A 22,412-nucleotide genomic window follows, 5' to 3' on the forward strand; every position below is an offset into this window, starting at 1 on the left:
TCAGCCGGTGGTCACGCCGGCCGCGGACAGCGAGGCGGCGAGCCGTTCGCCGATCGCGCCCGCCAGGGTCTCGGCGGTGCCGTAGGTCCACAGCAGCGTGGGTGAAAGCCGCAGCGCGAATGCGGATTCCAGCCGGTTCCGCATCTCCAGGCTCATGAGCGAGTCGAGTCCGAGCGCCTTGAAGGGTGTCCGGGCGTCGAGGTCGGCCGGTTGCATGCGGAGCACGCGCGCGGCCACCTCGGTGATCTTGTCCCGTACCAGCATGTGCCGGTCCGCGGGAGCCGAATCCGCCAGCGCGGTGTGGAATTCACCGGCGGATCGCCCCGCCGACTCGACGGCGGCTCGCTGCCGCAGCAGCTGCCAGCTCGGCTGGGCGGCGGCATCGGGGTACGCGTCGAACCACTGACGCTGATCGAAGGTCATGTACCCCACGACAGTGCGTTCCTCGGTGAGGAAGGCGGCCATGGCGGTCCACGCCTCATCGGTGGGGTAGCTGCTGATGCCGTGTTCGGTGAGCCGGGCGTGGCGATTGTGTTCTGCCGCGGCCAGACCGACCTCCGCGAAGTATCCCCACTCGATGCTCAGTCCGGGCCGTCCCGCATACCGGCGGGCCGCGGCCAGCGCGTCGAGATAGGCGTTGGCCGCCGCGTACGCGCACTGCCCGGGGTTGCCGATCAGCGCGGCGGCCGAGGAGAACAGCACGAACAGATCCAGGGGGTCATCGGCGGTGAGCGCGTCCAGGTGCCGGGCGCCGTCGATCTTCGGCCGCAGCACCCGCTCCATGCGGTCCGCGTCGACACCGAGGATGGTGGCGTCGTCGAGGACGCCCGCGGCGTGGAAGACCCCGCGCAGCGGCGGCAGCTCCGCCCGGATCGAATCCAGTACAGCGGTAAGCGCTTCCGAATCCGCGACGTCGGCCCGATAGCTGCGCACCGATGCCGTGTCCACCGTGTCCGGCGCACTGCGGCCGACCAGGGCCACCGCGCCGGCACCGTTCGCGAGCAGATGGTCGGCCAGGCTGCGTCCCAGGGCGCCGTGGCCACCAGTGATGAGATAGGTGCCGTTCGCGCGGAAACGCCCCTCCGGCAATGGCTCCGGCACGATGTCGGTCACCGTGTCCGGACTCGCGAGCACCACCTTGCCGGTGTGCTCGCCCCGGGTCAGGTCCCGCAGCACGGTGGCGGCGTCGGCGAAGTCGTGCACGGTGACGGGTCCCGGAACGAGCCGGCCCGTGCCGATCTGCTCCCACGTCTCGGCCAGCGCGGCGGCAAAGCGCTCGGGACGGCGTGCCATCAATCCGGTGAGATCGACGGCCGCGAAGCTGATTCCCTTCGCGAACGGCCGCAGCCCGACCCGGCGATCGGCGTGGATGTCCCGCTTGCCGACCTCGATGAAGCGGCCGTCCTCGGCGAGCACGTCGATGCCGAGATCGATCGCGCGGCCGGAGAGCGAGTTGAGCACCACGTCGACGCCGTGCCCGCCGGTCACCGCCCGCACCTCGTCCGCCCAGCCCAGCGTCCGGGAATCGAAGACGTGCTCGAGCCCGTGTGCGCGGCGCAGGTAATCCCGCCGCTCCGCACTGCCCGCGGTGGCGATGATCCGCGCCCCGAGACCACGGGCGACGCCGATGGCCGCCTGTCCCAGTCCGCCTGCGGCGGAATGGATCAGCACGGTCTCTCCCGGCGCGAGCCGGGCCATAGTGACCAGCGCGCACCAGGCGGTGGTGGACACCATGGGCAGGGCCGCCGCGGTGGTGGCGGGGAGGGCATCCGGTATCGGTTGCGTGTGATCGGCGCGCACCGTCAGATGCGAGGCCAGCGCGCCGAATCCACAGCCCACGACGCGATCGCCCACAGCCCGTCCGGTCACCTCGGGGCCGACCGCGCGAACCACGCCCGCGCATTCGAGGCCGAGCAGGTCGCGGCCCGCCGAGTCGTCGGGATAGGCGCCCGCCGCCTTCAGCGCATCGGTGAAATTCAGTGCGACCGCCTCGATTTCGATCAGCACCTCACCCGGCCCCGGTGGGCGGGTTTCCAGGGGCCGGTAGCGCAGACCCTCCCAGGAGCGGCCGGGAGTCACCGTGAGCCGGAAGGGCTGTGCCGTGACTCGCCAGGGCCGCACTGCCGCAGTGCTTTCCGCTTGCTCGCCCTGTTCGATGCGTCCGGCGTAGCGCTGCCCGGGGCGCAGGGCGAGCTGGTCCTCACCGGTGCGGACCAGGAGTTCGGCGGCGCAGTCGTCGAACAGCTCCCCGCGCTCGGTGTCGGGCGGTGCGGCGAGATCGATGATCTCGGCCGACAATTCGGGATGTTCGCGACGCAGGACCCGGACGAATCCCCAGTACAGCGCGCCGCCCGGATCAGGACGCTCATCGGTCCCGACCGCCTGGGCGGCCGTGGTGACCACGACCAGACGCGGTGTCGCCGAAGTCGATCGGACACACGAGCCGACGAGTTCGGCGAGCTCGAGCAGGCCCCGGCGCTGTGCGTCCAGGCCGTCCCGGGCCGCGGGTGCGGCGAAGACCACAGTCGTGGCCCGATCGGCGGCGACGTCGACCTCGGCGCCCCTCCGCCGCAGGGCCTCCGTCAGCTCGCCGACTGCTCCGGCGGACCCGGTGACGGCGAATGATTCCGGTGCGCTGGTTGTTTCGCCGCGCGCGACCGCGTGCCAGGTGAAGGCAAGCTCCCGGTCGTAGGGCCTGGCGTCGGCACGGTCGTCGTCGATCGAGATGAGCTCGAGGCCCAGGATGCGGGCCAGTGGCGCGCGCTGCTCGTCGTAGAGGTGGATGTCGGCGGTGGTGTCCGAGCGCCGGATGGCATACGCCCAGGCGGCGTCGACATATCCGGCCGGTTCGGCGTCCAGGATCAGTTCCTCGATGCCGCCGGGCAGGATGGTGTTCTCACCGTCGAACAGGGCCAGTCCGGCCTGCATGGCACAGTCCACGAGCGTGGCGTGCAGCTCACCGGGGTGCGACATCGCCCGGGCGTGTTCGCTCAGGGCGATCCTGGCCAGTGCGAACGAGGCCGTGCCGTCCCGCCAGCGCCGGAGTTCCCGCACGCCTTGGAAGTCCGGGCCGAGCTCCACCCCGCGGCGGGCGCAGGCCGCGTAGAAATCGGCGACCGGGATCGGGTCGCCGATTGTCGGCTCGCCGGGACCGAAGGGGAACGGCAGCGGCGCGGTCGCGGACTCGAGCGTGTGCAGGGCACAGCCCCGCGCGTGCACCGTCCAGCTGTTCGTGCCGGCGTTCAGCGCCGCGATCTCGAAGCTGATCCCGGCCGGGACGTCCTCGCGCAGGGTGACCTCGACCCGGACCGGAGCGTCACCGACGGTGAGCATTTCGACGAACCGCAATCCCGACAGGCCCGCCGGGCCGGTGCCCAGGTGGGTGCGAGTGACCGCCATGGCCAGCACCGCCAGCATGGCCCCCGGCACCACCACCGCGTCGCCGACCACGTGATCGGCCAGCCACGGCAGCGTTTCCAGATCGATCGGGACGGTCGCCTGCCAGGCCCCCGGCTCGAGCCGGCTGGGGTATACCGGAACTCGCAGCGTGCCGGCTGCCGTGTCGCGCGGAGCACCCGGCCCGGCATCCGGCAGCCAATGCGATTGCGGCCGAAGCGGATACGGTGGCAGTGCGATCGCCGGCACGGCGACCGCCGCGAAGAGCCGCAGTCCGGCGACGAAGGCGCGGGCACGGCTGCGGTGCAGCTCGCCGCGGGGGTCGCAGTCCCGGTAGAACGACGGCAGCACCATCGGCGGGTCGGTGCGCTCGGCGGCCAGTTGCTCCACGGCGGGCAGCAGCACCGGGTGCGGGCTGATCTCGATCACGTGCGTGACGCCGTCGTCGAACACCGCGGTCATCGCCTCGGCGAAAAGTACCGGGCTGCAGAGGTTTTCCACCCAGTAGTCGCCGATGAGGTCGGTGGCGGTCACGGCCTTCAGCCGGACCGTCGACATCATCTCCACGGCATCCGGCAGCGCCGCCACGCCGTCGAGTGGTGACTCCGTGCCGCCTGGTAGCGATGCGACCCCGGCGAGCGCGGCCTGCAGCGGTACCCGCACCCCGGCCATCTGCGGGCTGTGCGAGGCGTAGTCGACATTCACCATCCGGCAGAAAACGCCGTCGGCCGCGAGGATCTCATCGAGCGCCTCGATGGCGTCGGTATCGCCGGAGAGCACGCACGAGGTCGGCCCGTTGTGCACGGCCAGTGCCACGAGTTCCTCGAATCCGGCGATGGCAGCGGGAATCTCGGCCACGGGCAGTTCGACGGCCAGCATGCGGCCGGTACCCGCGACCGAGCGCAGCAGCGCGCTGCGCCGGGACACGATGAGCGCGGCGTCGTCGAGGCTGAGCAGCCCCGCAATGGTGGCCGCCGCGATTTCGCCCTGGCTGTGGCCGATGACGACATCGGGCACGATGCCCGCCCGCCGCCACCCGGCCGCGATACCCAGCGACAGCGCCCATAGCACCGGCTGCACCTGATCGACATGGTCGAGCCAGCCCGGTCCGGCGGCGCCGGACAGCACCGCGACCGGATCCCAGTCGACGTACGGCCGCAGTGCCGCAGCGCATGCGTCGATCGTCTCGGTGAAGGCCGGATCCTGGCCGTACAGTGCGGCACTCAGCCCGTGCCATTGGCTGCCCTGGCCGGGGAAGACGAAGGCGGTGCGGCCGACGTCGTGAGCCCGGCCGGTCAGCACAGACGGGAGTTCGGCGGCCGGGTCATCGGCGTGGCGGCGCAAGGCCGCCGCCACTTCCTGAGGCGATGCGCCCAGCACCGCGCTCCGCACCGGCAGGGCCGGTGCCCGCCCTGCCAGCGCCGCGGTGATCGCGTCCAGCCGGTCGGGTTCGGCGTCCACCATATCCGCGATGTCGCGGCAGCGCTGCCGCAGCGCGGCGATGGTGTGCGCGGATACCGGTACGAAACCCATTGGCTCGGGTCTGGTTTCGAGGGCAACCTCGCTGACCACCCTCACTGTCGATGCCGCGCCACGTAGCACCACATGTGCATTGGTCCCGCCCCACCCGAACGAGTTCACGCCGATGTGGACATCGGTGTGCGCCGGAAGTGGCGTGCGCTCCCGCACTATTCGCAGGTTCAGCTCGTCGAAGGCAATATCCGGATTCGGCACCTCGGAGTGCAGACTCGGTGGCACTGTGCCGTGTTCGAGACACAGCACGGCCTTGACCAGTCCCGCGATGCCCGCGGCCGCCTCCAGGTGACCGATATTGGTCTTGACCGACCCGATCAGCAGCGGTCCGCTGCCGGCACTGCGCGCGGTTCCCAGGATCTCCCCGAGCGCCTCCGCCTCGATGGGATCACCTCGGCGCGTCCCGGTTCCGTGTGCCTCCACATAGGCGAGCCGGTCGACGTCCAAGTCGTGATCCAGGTAGGCCCGCCGCAGTAGGTCGCGCTGGCCCGCGCCACTGGGCGTCACCAGACTCTCGCCGCCACCGTCGTTGTTCACGACGGACGCCACGATGACGGCCCGCACCCGGTCACCGTCCAGCACCGCGTCCCGCAGCGGTTTGAGGTAGAGCGCGGCCACGCCCTCACCGCGGACGAATCCGTCCGCGCCGGCGCCGAAAGCCGCGCACCGCCCGTGCTCGGACAGCCCGCCGAAGTGGGTGAGCCCGATCGAGACGTCCGGGGCGAGCATCAGATTCACGCCGCCGACCAGCGCCGCGTCGATGTCTCCCGAGCGGATGGCCCGGACCGCCAGGTCGAGTCCGACGAGCGCGGAGGAACACCCGGTCTCGACGGTCATGCTGGGCCCGGTCAGGCCCAGGGTGTAGGAGACTCGCGAGGCGATCACATCCAGGGCATTGCCGACCGAACTGTGCTGGCTCGCACCGACACCCCGCTGCCTGCGCAGGATCTCGTAGTCGTGCCAGGACGCCCCGACATAGACCCCGGTGCGCGTGCCGCGCAGCGCCTCCGGTGGTACTCGGCCGTCTTCCACAGCGCGCCAGGCCATTTCGAGCATGAGACGCTGCTGCGGGTCGATATCGGCGGCCTCGCGCGGGGAGACGCCGAAGAACGCCGCGTCGAAACCGTCGACGCCGTCGACGAATCCGCCGACCGCCTGGATCCGCTTCTCGCGGTCCAGCGGTGCGCTCGCGTCCCAGCGCTGCGCGGGTACCGGGCGAATGGCGTCACCACCCGTGTCGAGCAGCTCCCACAGTGCGTCGATGTCCGCGGCGCCGGGAAAGCGGCCCGCCATGCCGATGATTGCGACGGGCTCGCCGGAAGCGATGGTCATGCGGGTGTCCTCATCGGCTGGGCGTCGATCACGCCGGTCAGGCGGGCCAAGAGCGCGTCGGGTATCGGACCGCCGTCGTAGATCTCGGACAGGCGCTCGAGCAGCATCTCGACCTCCGCGACGATCGGGGCCGCGAGTTCGGCGGCCCGCGGGGTGACCTGGTCCAGCACGTGCTTGGCCAGCAGCCTGACCGTCGGGTGCTGATAGATCACCGCATTGCCCAGCTTCACCCCGGTTATCGCCCGCAGCCGGGCCCCGAGTTCGATAGAGCTGAGCGAGTCCAGTCCCATCTCTGCGAACGGCCGATCCGGTTGCACCGCATCGGGTGTGGCGTAGCCGAGCACGATGGACACCGGTGTCTTGAGCAGGTCGGTCATTGCCTGGTGCCGCTCGGCGGGACCGAGCCCCGCCATGCGCGCGGCGAGTTCGGTCGAATCACCCGCCTGCTGTGCGGCCAGCGGCCGGACGGGCGCCAGCGCCCGGAAGAGCGGGGCGGGTTCGCCGGTCGGCTCGGCCGCGGTCAGCCGCGTCAGGTCGAGCCCGATCGGCAGGACGTACGGCTGTCCGGTGCGCAGGGCGGCATCGAAAAGCTCCATGGCCGCGGCGGTCGGCATCGGAGTGAGACCCATGCGGCCGAGCCGCGCCCGGCCCTTGTCGTCGAGTCCACCGGTATTGGAGGTGTCCTCGGCCCACCAGCCCCACGCCATGGCGGTGGCGGGCAGCCCGCGGCGATGCCGGTATCGGGCGATGCTGTCGAGGAAGACATTGGCCGCCGTGTAGTTGGCCTGGCCGGCCCAGCCGAAAGCGCCTGCAGATGACGAGAACAGAACGAACATCGACAGATCGAGATGCTGAGTGAGCTCGTGCAGGTGCCAGGCGCCATTGGCCTTGGCGGGCAGCACGGCGTCGAGCTGTGCCTCGGTGAGGGCGGCGAAGGTCGCATCGGCCAGCGTGGCCGCCAGATGGACGACCGCTCCGACCGGATGCGCGGCCGGGACGCCGTCGATCGCCTCGGCCAGCGCGTCGCGATCGCCCGCGTCGCAGACCGCGACCGTCACCTCGGCGCCCTTCGCACCCAATTCCGCTGTCAGTTCGGCGATTCCGTCGGCACTGCCGCCGCTGCGACTGGTGAGCAGCAGGTGCCGGGCGCCGTAGGCGGCGACCAGGTGCCGGGCGACGATGCCGCCGATCTTGCCGGTGCCACCGGTGATCAGCACGGTGCGGTCGGGATCGAAGGCGGACGGCCCGGATCCGGCGGGCCCGGGATCAGGGGATGCCACCGGGTCGATGCCGGAACGCAGTCGCCGGGCAAGGAATTCGCCGTGCCGCAGGGCCAGTTCGGGCTCGTCGAGGCGCAGCACGGTCGCGATCTGATCCAGGCTGATGCCGGCCTCGTCGAGATCGACCTGCACGATGCGGTGCGGATGCTCCCACTGCGCGGTGCGCACCAGCGCCCACACGCTCGCGCCCACCAGATCCGAGACGTCCTCGACGGCCTCGGCCGCCTGCACGCCCCGGGTGAGGACGACCAGCTTGGTGTCGGCGAATCGCGGTGCGGCCAACCAGGCTTGGAGCTGACGCAGCATCAGTGCGAGTTCGTCGCGCAGGGCCCGGGCCGGACGCGCGCCCGGCTCGACCACGGCGGCGGAGGCCACCCGGGACAGCACCACCACCGACGGCACATCTGTTCCGGAATCCACCGCCGCGTGGAGGGATTCGAGATCCGGATAACGGGCCGGACCCGCCTCGCCGCGCACCCCGAGCGGCTCCGCTCCCACAATGGCCCACTCGCCCTGGCGGGTGGCGTAACGCCCCCGCCACGCCTGCACAGTCAGCCAGTCGACGCTGTAGAGCGCATTCTGCCGCGCAGATCCACCGGCGGCGCGCTCGGTCGGTGCGACGACACCCATTCCCACGGTGCCCTCGGCAATGATCCGGCCGGTGCCGTCGCCGAGCGCCCAGCGAAAACGGTCCGTCCCCGCGGTGGTCAGCCGCACTCGGAGCGTATTCGCGCCCACCGCATGCAGTTCCACGTCTTCCCATACCACCGGGAGCCGGATCGCGTCCGCCTGCAAGGGCGTAGCAGCCGCGAAGACCGGTTGCAGGGCGGCGTCCAGTAGTGCCGGATGCAGTCCGTAGTTGTCCGCGTCAGCCACGGAATCGGGCAGGGCGACCTCGGCGAATATTTCGTCGCCGCGATGCCAGATGCGCCGCACGCCTCGGAAAGCCGGGCCGTACCGGTAGCCGAGCGCAGTGAGGGTCTCGTATACCGGACCGGGCTCCAAACCCGGCGCCGCACCGACCGGGGGCCAAACGGTGAGCCCGTGGGTGTCGGTATCCGCGGTCCTGGAGGCCGAAGTGAGCACGCCGTCCGCGTGCCGGGTCCAATGGCGTTGTCCGAGTGGGGCATCCGCGTCCTCTGGGCTGGAGAAGACGGCCACCGTGCGCTGACCGGATTCCCTCGGTTCGCCGACCACGACCTGCAGATCCACTGCGCCCGCGGTGGGCAGTGTGACCGGTTCGTGCACGGTCAGCTTCCGGACCCGCGGGACGCCGAGCCGGCCGCCCACGTGAAAAGCCAGCTCCACCAGCGCCGCAGCGGGCAGCGCCGCGGTGCCGCGCAGGGCGTGATCGGCGATCCAGCCCCGGGTCGCCCGGGAGACGCGGGTGACGAATTGGAAGCGGTCCGCGCCGGGAACCTCGGCCACCGCGCCGAGCAGCGGGTGCCCGGCCGCGGCCAGACCGAGGTCGCCGGGCTCCTCGCCGCCCGTCTCCACCACGCCGGCCGTCGAGTACGTCCGGTGTTGGAAGGGATAGGTGGGCAACCGAATCGGTCGTGCGGAGCCGACCGGGTAGATGGTCGACCACTGCGGCGACGCCCCTCCGACATGGGCCTCGGACACGGAGGCCAGCAGGCGCCGGATACCGGCGTCGTCGCGCCGGAGCGAGCCGGTGACAAGACAGGAATCGGCTGCGGCGCCGAGGGATTCGTGCATGGCTGCGATCAGCACCGGGTTCGCGCTCATCTCGAGGAAGGCGTTGTATCCGGAATCGGCCGCAGCCTGGAAGCCTGCCTCGAAACTCACCGCCGCGCGCAGGTTGCGGAACCAGTAGTCCGGGCCCAGCTGTTCGCCGGCCAGCACCCCGCCGGTGACGGTGGAGAAGAAGGTGATGCCGGTGGCCCGCGCGGTGATCGGGGCCACGGCGGCGTCGAGCCGCTCCCGCAGGACATCGACATGAGCGGTGTGACCGGCGCAGTCGGCCGGAATCCGCCTCGCCCGCACGGCCGCTCGCTCACAGACCTCGAGTATGCGGGCCACGCGGTCCACCCCGCCCGCGACGACGGTGGCGGTCGGAGAGTTGACGGCGGCGATGTGCAGATCGTCGATGCCCGCGATGAGTTCGCGCACCCGCGCCACCGGGGCATTGATCGAGGCCATGCCGCCGGTGCCGTCCAATTCGCGCAGCAGTCTGCTGCGCAGCGCCACGATCCGGGCGGCGTCGGACAGCGACAGCGCGCCCGCCACATAGGCGGCCGCCACCTCGCCCTGCGAGTGCCCGAGCACCGCGGCGGGCTCGATGCCGAATGAACGCCACAGCGCCGCAAGCGAAACCATCGTCGCGAACAGCGCGGGCTGCACCACGTCGACGTGCGCGAGCGACGGCGCGCCCTCGGCCTCGGTGAGCACATCGGTCAGTGACCAGTCGACGAACTCCGACAGCGCCGCCTCGCACGCGGCGATCTCGGCGGCGAAAATCGGTGACTCGGCCAGCAACTGGGCAGCCATGCCCTGGTACTGCTGGCCCTGCCCGGGGAAGACGAAGACCACCCGGCGATCGGCGGCCCGCCCGCGAATCGGCCCGACCGGCTTACCGTCCGCGATGGCCGCCAGCCCGGCCAGCAGGTCGATACGGTTGCGGCCCAGGACCACCGCGCGATGGTCGAACACGGTGCGGGTCGTGGTCAGGGCGTGACCCACCTCGCGGGCAGTGAATTCCGGATGCGCCCGGACGTGGTCGGCCAGGCGCGCGGCCTGCTCTGCCAGCGCCTCCGGAGTCCGGCCGGAAAACGGCCACACAGTCAGGGGCACCCGCCGGGTGGGATCGACCGGCGTGAGCGCGGGCTCGGGCGGGGCCTGCTCGAGGATGACACGGGCATGGGTGCCGCTCGCCCCGTACGCCGACACCGCCGCCCGGCGTGGGCGGTCGTGTTCCGGCCACGGGGCGGCCGGGGCGGCAGCCACGGTGGGTGGCACGAGCCCGTGCCGGATAGCCTGAATCATCGTGAGTACGCCAGCGAGTCCTGCTGCTGCAGCGCCGGTTTCGGGTCCCTCGGCGACATCGATGTCGGCGGCCGCGAGTTCAGCATCGGAAAGGGCGGCCCGGATCAAACCCTCCTGCGCGCCGGACCCGGCGGCACCCTCCTGATTGACCGCGGAGCCGCGCAGCACGGCGAGCACCTGGTAACCACGGCGGTGGGCCTCGGACAACCGCGACAGGACCAGGACCGCCACACCCTCGTGCGGTCCGCCGGCCCCGCCGACCAGGGCGAGCGAACAGTCACCCGCCGCGATCGCCCGCGCCGCGAGATGCACGGCGACCAGTGCGGCCGAGCCCGCCGTGTCGATGCTCATCGCGGGGCCGCGGAAGCCCAGGATGGTGGCGACGCGGCCGTAGTCGCCACCCGGGGCGCCGACGTAGACGCCGCTGTCGCTGTCCCGCAGCATTGCCGGGTCGATCCCGGCGTACTCCAGTGCCTGCCAGCCTGTCTCGAGCGTCAGCCGCAGGCGCGGGTCCATGGCTTCGGCGTCGGGCAGGCTGATGTCGAAGAATTCCGGATCGAATCCGTCCGGTTCGCCGACGACCTCTGCAGCGGCGTCCCCCTCTTCGATCAGGCTGCGCCACAACGAATCCGGCGAGTCGATGCCGCCGGGCAGGCGGCACGCCATTCCGACCACGGCGATCGAGTCTTCGGCAAGAACATGATCTGTCACGACGGCCCCCCGTTGACCAGCACCGCCATGTTTCCGGGCGGCTGCTCGTTGTCACACATCAACTGATGCATCTTTCCGATGTCGGCGAACGCGCCGACCTGCGACAGGCACGGATCGATGTCGCCGGTCGACACCAGCTCGGTGATGGCCCGGCACTGCTGCAGGTTCGCGAAATGCGATCCCTGCAAACGTTTCTGGCGCATCCACAGGTACCTCAGGTCGATATCCGCGTTGTACCCGGTGGTCCCGCCGCAGATGACGACCATGCCCGCGTTGTCGCACAGGTAGATCGACGTCGGGATGGTGTCCTGCCCCGAATGCTCGAGGACTATCCGCGGTGCGCGCTTCGCACCGAGCGCTTCCCAATACCTGGCGCCGAAGCGCCGCACTTCCGCGAACCAGGCCGCCATCCCGGTCTCGTCGCTGATGTCGGGAAGCCTTCCCCAATGGGAGAATTCGCGCCGGTCGACCGCACCGACGGCCCCCAGTTTCGCGCAGTACTTCGCACGCTCCACGCTGGAGACCACCGCGACCGGCCGCCCGCCGTAGGCCCGGGCGATCTGGATGGCCATGGAACCGAGCCCGCCCGCGCCGCCCCAGATCAGCACCGGATCGCCGGGCCGCACCACATTCGGATGCCACCCCAGCAACTGGCGATACGCGGTCGCGCCCGTCAATATGAAGGCCGCGGCTTCGGCCCAGGACAGCCGCGCCGGTTTGGGATGGCACTGATAGTCCTGCACCACCGTGAATTGGGCGAAGGAACCAAAATTCTCCTCGTATCCCCAGACACTTTGACTCGACGATGTCATCGGGTCCGCGCCCATCCGGATATCGTGTGCCGATTCGTCCCAGAGGCACGAGGACAGGACGACCGAATCACCAACGGCGACATTGTCCACCCGGTCGCCGATCGCCCAGACGATTCCGGAGCCTTCCGAACCGCCAATATGGAAATCCTCGGCCGCACCGCGCTTCCGCCGTGCCGCAATCACATCGAGCGGTTTACCCCGGGCCGCCCAGACATTGTTGAAATTGATCCCGGCGGCCATGACATAGACGAGCACCTCGTTCGGCCCGATCCCCGGGACGTCGACGATTTCCTCGCGAAATGCGTCGGTCGGTTCGCCGTAGCGATCGGGGCGGATGACCGAGGCCAGCATCTTCCGCGGGACGTACCCGACCGGCGGCAGCTCGCCGAGCTCGTACAGCGACTTCTTCACCGGTCACCTCAGCGCTTCCGCGGCCTCATCCAGTTCGCCGGGCGTGAGAATCAATGTCATCGTCCGCGGCTCCACCACGAGACTCTGCGGCAGCCCCGGCCCGAGTCCGACCACCGCGGTGGTGCCGATGCGCTCGACCTCGGTCATCAGCGGTTTGACGCCCACCGGCCGGACATGGTTGTACAGGAAGAAGTCTCGAACCTCGTCGGCCGTGGTCACCGCGCCGGCGACGTGCGGCGAGAACAGAGTGATCTTCGGATCCCGGAAGGTCATCCCGGCGATGTGCGGCGCCATGAAGTCGGTCGCGTACTGCGCGAGCGGACTGTGGAAGGCGCCGGGATACTCGTCCAGCATCTGCATCCGGCGCGGGTGCTGGGCCACCAGCTCCTCGAGCGCGTCGACATACCCCGACAGCACGATGACGTGCACATCCCCGCCGTAGGCGGCGTCGTAGTCCGCGGCCAGGTACACCCCGGGCCGCCGCTCGCCGTAGTAGTCCTCGGGGTCGTCGCCGAATCGCAAGGCGGCCACGGCCATTCCCTGCGCCCGGGTGCCGGCCGGCTGCGGCGGGACCAGCCGGTGATAGTGCAGCATCTCGAAGAGCTCACGCCGATCGACGGCGCCCGCCAGGCAGGCACTGAGCAGTCCGCCCAGGCTGATCCCGCCGACCGCGTCCGGGTGGACGCCGCGCGCCGCCAGCACATCGTGCAGCCCCAGGACCAGCGCCGCCTGACGCAATCCATCGAAGGCGTGCAGCAATTCGCGTTCGGTGTGCCGGCCGCCCTCCAGCAGTTCCGGGACGGAAACCCCGGTCCACTCGGCGGTCTCCTCGTACGAGCGGCGAATTTCCGGGTACCGGTCATAGAATTCCCGGACCGAGGAATCGGTCAGTGGGATATGTCCCCCGAGCAGATAAGAAGTAGTCACACCGCGGACCCTTTCCAGCCGACGAAGGGTCGCGAAATCCCCCCTTTGTCAACCGTAGAAATTCGGTTGCGTAACAGTTCCCGCCCATGCGCGCGAGCTTCTCGAAGAAAGCAGCAACGAAAAGAACACGAAAGAAATGTCTTTCGTGATTCCTACCGTGAGAACCCCCCGATACCCCATTGCGCATCAGCGCTGTGCCGCGCCCCGCCCGTGTGGGACGCACTTCCAAATCTAGAACCGGTTCCAGAAGGTGTCAAGGCGAATAATTCCGAAAGTTGCTGTCACTCAAAGCACTTCGAGACGCCGCCCCATACATACTGCCGAAAAAAACGCGCAGCCCCGGGCAGTGCCCGGGGCTGCGCGCCCGATATCGACTCGGCTCGGTTCGAGCCGGTGACCTAGATCGGCTTGACGTCCGAAATGAGCCAGTGCCCGCTCTGCTTGGTGAGCTCCACCTGCAGCCGATCGCTCATGAGCGTGTCCTGCGGCGTATCGGCGCTCGAGAACCGCTGATCCGCGATGACGAGGACGGTGGCGCGGTCACGGGTGGTCGTGATCACGCCGGTCGCCTGAACCGTGGTCTGGACGGAGAGCTTCTTCTCCTTGGCCGCCGGAATGGCCTGCTCGTGGATCACCTTCAGGTAGGAGTCCCGGTAGTCGCTGGTCAGTTTGTCGGCGACGGCCGGCAGGTCCTTCTCGGCGGAATCGTAGTTGTAGGTGAACAGCGACTCCACCGTGTCCGCCGCGAAAGCGGTTGCGGAGGAACGGTTCTGCTCGGCCTGCCGCTCGGACCAGAATCGGTCCCCGACCAGCGAGCCGACTACGACGGCGGCCACGAGCAGGATGCCGGCGGCGGCAACGACGATCGAACGCACGGTGAGCTTCACGGCACCAACTCCATCGACGAGGCGGTCACGGAGTCGCCCTTCCGGGTGACGGTCACCCGGAAGCGGTAGTCCTTCTGCATGGGCCCATTGGAGGCGACATTGGAGACCGTCTGCTGCGCGAGCAACAGGACGATGGCCGAGTCCTTGTCATCGCGTTCGATCGCCGCGGAGATGACCTTGCCGGAGGACTGCACCTTCAACTGCTCGAACAGCTTCTTGTACTCGTCCTTGTTGGTCGCGTACTCGTCCTTCAGACCGCCGCCGGCGACCGAGAGCAAACGGTCGATGTCCTGATCGGCGGTGTCGCTCTTGACGGTGACCATGTCCAGGTACGCCTGCTTGGCCACCTGCACGTATTCGGCGCGCCGGTCGCGCAGCGCGTCTGCGCGGTGCTGGTGGTAGAAGAACAGGCCACCCGAACCGATCAGCACGAGCGCGGACACCAGGGCCACCACCGCGGCCACCGAACCCAGCCGCCCGAGCGAGACGTAGATCCTGCGCAGTCGCGAGTCCGGCTCGCCCTCCTCGGATTCCGTCGCATCCTCGACGGGCTCGTCTTCGGCAACCCCGGACCCGACCACGATTTCCGGCTCCGCGTGGGCGGATTCGGCATCGATCGGGTCAGCGGCCTTCCCGGGCTTCGACTCTGCGGTCTCCGCGGGCTTCGGCTCCGCAGCCTCCGCCGGCGTCGACTTCTCGGTCTGCACCGGCTTCGACGCGGCGGTCTCGGCCGGCGCCCCAGCATCGGCAACCACACTCGGCTCAGCGGCAGTTGTTTCCGGGCTCACCGCGCCGAGGGGCGCCTCCCGGACCTCGATGCCGGTGCGCTCGTCCTCGACGGGCGGGCCCGCCTGCCGGACGACACGCCGCCGAGTGCGGTTTCGATTTGCTGGGTTATCGCTCATCGCGGTGGCTCCTGAAGCAGCTGTTGCCAACTCGACGGGACTTTGGTTGAACCATCTGCATTGACGTCCCCCTGACGGTACACGTGACCGTCGGGTCCGACGAAGGTGCCGGTATTCGGGTCGGAATGCCCGATGAATGGCGCCTTCTGGTTACCGAGCAGCTTATCGAGCGGCTGACCGTTGTTGTCCACCGGCTTGGGAGCGCCGAACGGCGGGTTGTCGCCTTCGGGCACATAGCCGTTCGGGTCGTGGCACAGATCCGGAGTCGGAGCCCGCTTGCCCGGCACGTCGACACACGGTGTGTTGCGGATGCCGCGCACGGCTTCCTTCGCGTTCTGCGGCACCTTGCAGTACAGGTTGTCGGGCGTTTCGATCGGGCTGAGATCGGCCGGCGAACGCCGCTCGCTGGGCGGGAGGAAGCCGGTGGTGCAACCCGGCGGGTCCTCGAAGCCCAGCATGAAGTCGACCATGGCACCGTTCTGGACCGGCCCGCGGATGGCGGTGAGCAGCGATGCGAGCAGCGGCGGGTAGACGACCAGGATCTGCTCGAGCCCGGAGTGATACTTGAGCGAGACCTGTCCGACGCTGAGCAGGTTGGCGAGCATGATCGGCAGGGTCGGCTTCAGATCCTGAAAGGTCTTGTTCACCTTCTGCACCGTGGACGGCGTCTGCTGCAACACGGCGCGCAGCGACGGATCATGCTGGCGCAGTTGATCGGTGAGTGTGGCAAGGTCCTTGGTCCAGCCGCGGATGGAGTCGGCGGACTGGTTCTGGGTGTCGAGCAGCGGACCGATCTTGTCCAGCAGATCCTTGGTCTGATCGGTGTTGTTCTTGGCCTCCTGCACCAGCAGGGACGCGGAGTCGATGAACCGCTGCAGATCCGGCCCGGCACCGTTGAAGGCGACGAAGGCGTCGTTGATGACCTCTTGCAGCTTGGTGTCGGCGACCGTGGACAGCAGCCGGTCGGCCTGGTCGAGCATGGCGCCGACGTCCTGCGGCAGCTTGGTGCGCTCCACCGGGATCACCGAGCCGTCGTGCAGATTGCCACTCGTGGGGGCATCCGGCGGGACCAGATCGACATACTGCTCACCGACCGCCGAGACGCTTTTCACGTAAGCCTGCACATCGGCGGGGATCTTGTAGTCGCTGTCGATGGACAGCTTGGCGTCCACCCCGGCCGGGGTGAGCCGGACCTCCTCCACCTTGCCGACGTTGGTGCCGCGGTAGGCCACGTTGGCGGTCTGGTACAGGCCGCCGGTGGCGTCCAATTGCACTGTGACGCCGTATCTTCCGATGCCGACCATGGCCGGCAGCTTCACATAGTTGCCGCCCATGACGGTCAGGCCGATCACGGTCAGCACCGTGAAGATGGCCAGCTGAACCTTGACGAACTTGGTCAGTTTCACTTTCCGTCAGCCCCTTGCTGCGCGGGCACGGTGAGTCCCGGAATGGCGGGCAGGCCCGGAATCGGCGGCAGCCCAGCGATACTCGGCGTCGGAGCCGGCGTGGGGTTCTGGGCCGACGGCTTCAGCGGATCCGTCAGCGGATCGCCCTTACCCTGCGGCGGAGCGGGATGCGTCCCCTCGCCGAGGGTGGCCTGGGCACCGCCGAAGGTGCCGCCCAGCGGGGTACCGGTCAGGAAGTTCGAATCCAGCCGGGCGGCAGTGAGATCGACCGTCATGAACAGGTTCATGTAGTCGCCCTTGATGACCTTGTCGATGTTCTTGATCGGGAACGGGAAGGTCAGCAGCCACTGCAGCGAATCCGCGAGCTTGCCGCCGGTGGCGGCCAGCGACTGCAACGCCGGCTCCAGGTTGGCCAGGTCGGCCTTGAGGTTGTCGCCGCCCTGGTCGATGATCTGCTGCACGGTATCGCTCAGACCACCCAGTGCCGTCAAGGTTTTGGTGATGTTCTCGCGGCGATCGGCCAGCACCGTCAACGCCGGGTGGATCTTGGTCACGGCGTCGGCGACGTCGTCCTTCTGCTGCGCCAGCACCCCGGCGAACCGGTCCAGACCGCTCATGGCCGCGATGATGTCGTTCGTCTGCTTGTCCAGCGTGCCGGTCAGCTGATTCAGCTGCGGCAGCAGGTCGCGGATGGCGTCGGTGCGGCCCTTGAAGGTCGCGTCGAGTTCCTTGGTGATGGTCTCCACCTGGGAGATGCCACCGCCGTTGAGCACCACCGAGAGTGAGGACAGGGTCTGCTCGGTGGTCGGGTAGGCCCCGGCCCGCTCGAGCGGGATCACGTCCCCGGCCTTCAGCCGGCCCTGCGCCGGTTCATTCGTCGGCGCGGACAACTCTACGTGGTTGCTGCCCAGCAGACTGGTCTGCCCGATACGCGCGATGGCGTTGGCGGGCAAAGCGATTCCCTTCTCCAAGGAGACGGTGACCAGCGCGTGCCAGTTCTCGACCTTGATGCCGGTGACCGTGCCCACGGGCACGTCGTTCACCATGACCGGCGAATTGCGAGTCAGCGTGGTCACATTCGGCATCTGGATGTCCACCTGCCACGCGCCCTCCCCGGTGCCGACCGCACCGGGCATGGACACCGAGTTCAGGCCGTCCCACTCACAGCCGCTCACACCGAGCACCGCGACCAGGCCGATCGCCGCGCCCGCGAGGCGAATCCTGCGGCGGCTCATCATCGTCCACCTCCGGGAATGAGCAGATCGGTCAGGGACTTGGGCGACGCCACCGGTGCGGCGTCGGGCGCGGGTACCTGGTTGGCCAGATCGGGCGGGCTGTAGGTGAGCTGGTTGGGGAACACGTTCTGCTGCGTTGCCGGGTTCAGGATCACCGGTGGGTAGTTCATCATCAGCGATTGGACGATGGGCGCCAGATACTGCTTGCACAGATCGGCGCTGTGCTGGGAGTCGTTGTTCGCGTTGGCTTCGACGGCACCGCACAGGAAGGCGAACGGATTGGCGAAGTTCGGCGCGGCGAGTGCGCCCGCGATGGTTCCCTGCGCCGGCTTGTAGAGCTGGTAGAAGTTCACCAGCGCGGTCGGCGCGGAGTGCATGATCCGCTCCAGTTCGGGCCTCTTGTCGGCGAGCACCTGGGTGGCGTCGGCCAGCCGCTGCACGCTTTCGGTCAGTGCCCCGCCGCGCTCGTCGAGGAACCGCTTCACATCGGCGACCGCGGAATCGAGATTGTCCAGCCCCGAACCGAGATCGGTGGACACCCCGGCGAGCACCGAGGAGACCGAGGCCAGCCGGCCGCCGAACTGCACGATCTGATCATTGGACTTGGACAGCACATCGACGAACTGCTGCAGATTGCGGATGGTGCCGAACAGGTCGGTGCGGCCGTCGGAGAGCGTGTTCAGGGTGGCCGACAGCTCTTTCAGGGTGTCACGGAAGGCCTGGGCATTGCCATTGCCGAGGTTGTCGGCGGCGGTATTGATGACCCGGCCGAAGGAACCCTGCTTGTCCTCGCCGATCGGGCCCAGCGCGGTGGACAGCTTGGTCAGTTCGGCCTTGATGTCGTCCCACTCCACCGGAACGGCGGTGTGCTCCACCGGGATCGACGCGCCGTCGCCCATCTTCGGGCCGCTGGTGTACGCGGGCGCGAGCTGGATGAAGCGCGCCGACACCAGCGACGGCGAGATGATCACGGCCTTGGCGTCGGCCGGCAGATCGACGCCGCGGTCGACGGTCATCTTCACCGTCACCCGATCCTTGCCAGGTTCGATGGAGTCGATCTTGCCGACCTTCACACCGAGCACTCGGATCTCGTCACCGGCGTACAGGCCGTTGGTCGAGGGGAAGTAGGCCGTGATGTGCTTCTTGCCGATGTCGGAGACCAGCCCGTAGACCAGCCACCCTGCCAGCACGACCACCAGGGCCGCTGCGGCGATCCGGGTCCACCGGGGCAGCTTGCGAATTGCGTTCAACGCTCCGGCTCCTTCGGCACGGTCGAGGTCGTGAGAGCCCCGTTTTCAGTGAGCATCTTCTGGAGCGAGTCGGGCAGGTGCTGCGGCCAGACCATGGCGTCGACCAGGACCTGTAGGGCCGGGCTCGCGCCATTGGCCAGGTACGCCTGGAAGTACGGCCCACTGCCGACCTGCTCACCGAGCGCGGCCTCGAACGGCCCGAGTTCGTCGACCGCCTTGCCGAGGTTGTCCCTGTTGTCCTGCAGCAGCTTCAGCACCGAATTCAGCTTGTCCAGCGTCGGTTTCAGCTGCGCCTCGTTGTCGTTGACGAAGCCGGTGAGCTGCTGTGCGAGACCATTGATGTACACGATCAGCTGACTCAGCGCCGCGCGGCGGGCATCCAGCTCGCCGAGCAGGCTGTTGCCGTCGACCAGCAGCGAATTGATCTGCGCCGCACGATCACCCAGCACCTTGGTGACGTTCTGGGCGTGCGAGAGCAGCTCGGTCAGCGCCTTGTCGCGGTTGTTCAGGCTGCGCGAGAGCTGGGTGACGCCGTCGAGCGCCGACCTCAGCGGTCCCGGCGTATCGGTGAACGCGTCCGACAGGGTGTCCAGGGTCTTGTTGACCTGGTCGGTGTCGAGGCCCTTCACCGTGGTGGCCAGATCGCCGAGCGCGTCGGTGAGCGAGTACGGAGACGTGGTGCGCTCCAACGGGATCGGCTGATCCTGACGCAGCGCGCCGTCGCCGGTCGGCACCACCTCGAGCGACTTGCGGCCCAGCACCGTATTGGTCTTGATCGCCGCGGTGGTCTTGGTGCCCAGCACGATCGCCTCGTCGAGGGTGAACCGCACCTTGACCTTGGCGCCGTCCAGCGCGACATTCTCGACCCGGCCGGACTTCACGCCGGCCACCTGCACCTGGTCGCCGGGCAGCAGCCCGCCGGCGTCGGCGAAGTAGGCCGTGAACTCCGCGCCCGAGCGGATGAAGGGCAAACGGTCGAACTGCAGGGCGGTGAGGCAGATCGTCACCGCCAGCACGATGCCCGTGACCCCGATATCGATCAGGGGTGAGCGCTGTTGATTCATTTGTCCGAGCACCTTCCGGTGGACTGACCGCCGGGCGTGACGAGACGCGTCTGATGCTGGCCGTCAGGTCCGTCGACGATGACGGCCGTACCGCAGACGTACATGTTCATGAACGAGCCGTAGGAGCCGATGCGGATCAGCTTCTTGTAGGTGTCCGGCAGCAGGTCCAGCACGTACTGCACGTCGCTCTTGCGGTCGTCCAGGTTCTGTGACAGCTTGCCGAGCTGTTCGACGTTCGCCTTCAGATCCGGGCGGACCTGCTGCAGGAGACTGGTGAGATCGCCGGTGGCCCCGGCCAATCGGGGCAGTGCGTCGCCGATCGGATCCTTGTCGGCCGCCAGACCGCTGACCAGGCGCTGCAATTCGTTCAGGGTGGTCCCGAAGTCCGCGTTGCGCTGGTCGATGGTGCCCAGCACCGTCTTCAGGTTCTCGATCACGCTGCCGATCAAGGCATCCCGGTCGGCCAGGGTCTTGCTGAACGAGCCGCCGCTGTTCAGCAGCGCGACCAGCGTGCCGCCCTGTCCCTGGAACACCTGCAGCAGCGCCCCGGTCAGATCGTTCACCTGCTGCGGGTTGAGGCCGCGCAGCAGCGGCTTGAACCCGCCGAGCAGCAGATCCAGATCGAGCGCCGGCTTGGTCTTGTCGGTGCCGATCGTGGCGCCCTTACGCAATGGCTGCGCCGTGCCCGGACCGTCCATCAGCTCCAGATAGCGGTCGCCGACGAGGTTTTCGTAGCGGACGGCCGCCTGGGTGCCGGAGTACACGCGGTACTGGTTGTCGATGTCGAAGTCGACATGGGCCAGATGGTCCTTGCCGACATAGACCCGGCTCACCGAGCCCACCGGCACACCCGCGATGCGCACCTTCGAGCCGGGCAGCATCCCGGCCGCACTGGTGAAGATCGCGTGGTAGCCGGTCGAACGGGCGAAGCGCATCTGACTGAATACGATGCCCAGCGCGGCCAGGACCAGCACCATGATCAGGGTGAAGATCCCCAATTTCACGCTGCTCGAATGCACTTTGAGCCTCATGGGTTCGGCACCCCCGGAAGTCCGGCGAACAGAATCTGGAACACCCTGGGGCCGTTGAGGTGGGTATCCATCGCCGGCGTCCACACCTCGCCCTCGGAGGTGTCGGTGACGAGGTAGTTGGAGTGGCTGCCCGGCACTCGGTCGAGGATGTTCTCGCAGTGCGGGCCACCGGTGGCGTTCACCTTCGGCAGATCCTTCGGGTACGAGTAAGGGGTGCCGCCGCCCATGAAGCCGGCGTTCAGGGTGACCCACGGCCCGTCGCCACCGAAGATGCGGTTGCCGTCCGGCAGCGCATTGGCCGCGCCGACGACCAAGCAGTACAGGGCCGGGTTGTACTCGTTGAGCAGTTCGGTGGTCGGGCGCAGCACGCCGAGGGTGTCGACCAGCGCCTTCTGGTTGTCCGAGAGCACGCCGCCGGTGTCGTTGGCCAGGCCGACCAGGTTCAGCAGCACCTTGTCGAAGTTGTCCTTCTCATCGACGATGGTGCCGCCGGTGACCGTCATATTCCCGGTGGTGCGCAACAGATCCGGCGCGGTGTCGGCGTAGAGGTTGGTCACGCCGACCGAGGTCTGCAGATCACGCTGCAGGTCGGGCAGGCTCGGGTTGATGTCCTTGAGGAACTGATCGCTGTCGACCATGAGCTGGCCCAGCTTGTCGCCACGACCCTGCAGCGCGGTGCCCAGCGCGGTCAGCGTCGCATTGAGCTTCTCCGGCTGCACCTTCGCCAGCAGATCGTTCAAATGCTGGAAGAGCGTGTTGAATTCGACCGTCACCGCGCCGGCCTGCACCACCGAACCCGGCTTCAGCGAGTCGGAGTCGGGGTGCTGCGGTTCGATGAAGTTGATGTACTTCGCCCCGAACACCGTGGTCGAGTTGATGTCCACGGTGGCGTTGGCGGGCACCATCTTCAGCTTGTCCGGGTCCATCGCCAGTTCGATGCGCGCACCGTCGGCGCTGTCGGTGATGTTGGTGACCCGCCCGATCTCGACCCCGCGGATCTTGACCTTGGCGTCCTTGTCCATGACCAGGCCGGCCCGCGGCGCGGCGACCGTGACCTTGACCTTGTCTTCGAACCCGCCCGCGAACATCACCAGGCAGACCGCGACGGCAGCGGCCAGGCCGAGCACCATGCCCACGCCGGCCAGCCGAATGACCCACCCCTGTTCGAGATAGCGTTTCGGCTTCGGTTTCTCGACGAACGGCGAGCCGATCGGGCTCGCCATTCCGCG

12 protein-coding genes are annotated in these 22,412 nt (G+C 68.6%); all 12 read right to left on the reverse strand.

Annotated features, from left to right (window positions below):
• The gene (locus ACFXIV_RS06290; RefSeq protein ID WP_379398078.1) at positions 1-6,261 is read right to left on the reverse strand and encodes an SDR family NAD(P)-dependent oxidoreductase; all 6,261 of its coding nucleotides are present in this window, start codon (positions 6,259-6,261) and stop codon (positions 1-3) included.
• Positions 6,258-11,255 carry a type I polyketide synthase gene (locus ACFXIV_RS06295; RefSeq protein ID WP_379398080.1) on the reverse strand — a complete coding sequence of 1,666 codons (4,998 nt, stop codon included), beginning with the start codon at positions 11,253-11,255 and terminating at the stop codon, positions 6,258-6,260. Before ACFXIV_RS06295 ends, ACFXIV_RS06290 begins: the two co-directional genes overlap by 4 nt.
• Positions 11,252-12,478 carry a crotonyl-CoA carboxylase/reductase gene (gene ccrA, locus ACFXIV_RS06300; RefSeq protein WP_379398082.1) on the reverse strand — a complete coding sequence of 409 codons (1,227 nt, stop codon included), beginning with the start codon at positions 12,476-12,478 and terminating at the stop codon, positions 11,252-11,254. The genes ACFXIV_RS06295 and ccrA overlap by 4 nt, the downstream gene beginning before the upstream one ends.
• Before the next feature lie 3 nt (positions 12,479-12,481).
• The gene (locus tag ACFXIV_RS06305; RefSeq protein WP_379398084.1) at positions 12,482-13,405 is read right to left on the reverse strand and encodes an acyltransferase domain-containing protein; all 924 of its coding nucleotides are present in this window, start codon (positions 13,403-13,405) and stop codon (positions 12,482-12,484) included.
• Between the two features lie 398 nt (positions 13,406-13,803).
• The gene (locus ACFXIV_RS06310; protein ID WP_379398086.1) at positions 13,804-14,292 is read right to left on the reverse strand and encodes a h domain protein; all 489 of its coding nucleotides are present in this window, start codon (positions 14,290-14,292) and stop codon (positions 13,804-13,806) included.
• Positions 14,289-15,197, reverse strand: a complete 909-nt coding sequence (locus ACFXIV_RS06315) for a hypothetical protein (RefSeq protein ID WP_379398088.1) — start codon at positions 15,195-15,197, stop codon at positions 14,289-14,291. The genes ACFXIV_RS06310 and ACFXIV_RS06315 overlap by 4 nt, the downstream gene beginning before the upstream one ends.
• Positions 15,194-16,603, reverse strand: a complete 1,410-nt coding sequence (locus ACFXIV_RS06320; protein ID WP_379398090.1) for an MCE family protein — start codon at positions 16,601-16,603, stop codon at positions 15,194-15,196. The genes ACFXIV_RS06315 and ACFXIV_RS06320 overlap by 4 nt, the downstream gene beginning before the upstream one ends.
• Complete coding sequence (locus ACFXIV_RS06325) at positions 16,600-17,841, reverse strand: MCE family protein (protein ID WP_379398092.1); 1,242 nt, start codon at positions 17,839-17,841, stop codon at positions 16,600-16,602. Before ACFXIV_RS06325 ends, ACFXIV_RS06320 begins: the two co-directional genes overlap by 4 nt.
• A complete protein-coding gene (locus ACFXIV_RS06330) occupies positions 17,838-19,088 on the reverse strand; it encodes an MCE family protein (protein ID WP_379398094.1) in 1,251 nt (416 codons plus the stop codon). The genes ACFXIV_RS06325 and ACFXIV_RS06330 overlap by 4 nt, the downstream gene beginning before the upstream one ends.
• Entirely contained in the window at positions 19,085-20,152 is a 1,068-nt protein-coding gene (locus tag ACFXIV_RS06335) for an MCE family protein (RefSeq protein WP_379398096.1), read from the reverse strand. The genes ACFXIV_RS06330 and ACFXIV_RS06335 overlap by 4 nt, the downstream gene beginning before the upstream one ends.
• On the reverse strand, positions 20,149-21,183 hold the full coding sequence (locus ACFXIV_RS06340) for an MCE family protein (RefSeq protein WP_379398098.1): 1,035 nt from the start codon (positions 21,181-21,183) through the stop codon (positions 20,149-20,151). Before ACFXIV_RS06340 ends, ACFXIV_RS06335 begins: the two co-directional genes overlap by 4 nt.
• Entirely contained in the window at positions 21,180-22,406 is a 1,227-nt protein-coding gene (locus ACFXIV_RS06345) for an MCE family protein (RefSeq protein WP_379398100.1), read from the reverse strand. Before ACFXIV_RS06345 ends, ACFXIV_RS06340 begins: the two co-directional genes overlap by 4 nt.
• Positions 22,407-22,412: the final 6 nt, after the last annotated feature.

Origin of the sequence: Nocardia sp. NPDC059236 (assembly GCF_042754085.1) — a bacterium.
Classification (GTDB): Bacteria; Actinomycetota; Actinomycetes; order Mycobacteriales; family Mycobacteriaceae; genus Nocardia.

Bases quoted from the DNA above. Each gene is read 5' to 3' on its own strand.
- ACFXIV_RS06345 (WP_379398100.1), bottom strand. From the start codon at position 22,406: ATGGCGAGCCCGATCGGCTCGCCGTTCGTCGAGAAACCGAAGCCGAAA.
- ACFXIV_RS06340 (WP_379398098.1), bottom strand. From the start codon at position 21,183: ATGAGGCTCAAAGTGCATTCGAGCAGCGTGAAATTGGGGATCTTCACC.
- ACFXIV_RS06325 (WP_379398092.1), bottom strand. From the start codon at position 17,841: ATGATGAGCCGCCGCAGGATTCGCCTCGCGGGCGCGGCGATCGGCCTG.
- ACFXIV_RS06290 (WP_379398078.1), bottom strand. From the start codon at position 6,261: ATGACCATCGCTTCCGGCGAGCCCGTCGCAATCATCGGCATGGCGGGC.
- ACFXIV_RS06335 (WP_379398096.1), bottom strand. From the start codon at position 20,152: ATGAATCAACAGCGCTCACCCCTGATCGATATCGGGGTCACGGGCATC.
- ACFXIV_RS06315 (WP_379398088.1), bottom strand. From the start codon at position 15,197: ATGAGCGATAACCCAGCAAATCGAAACCGCACTCGGCGGCGTGTCGTC.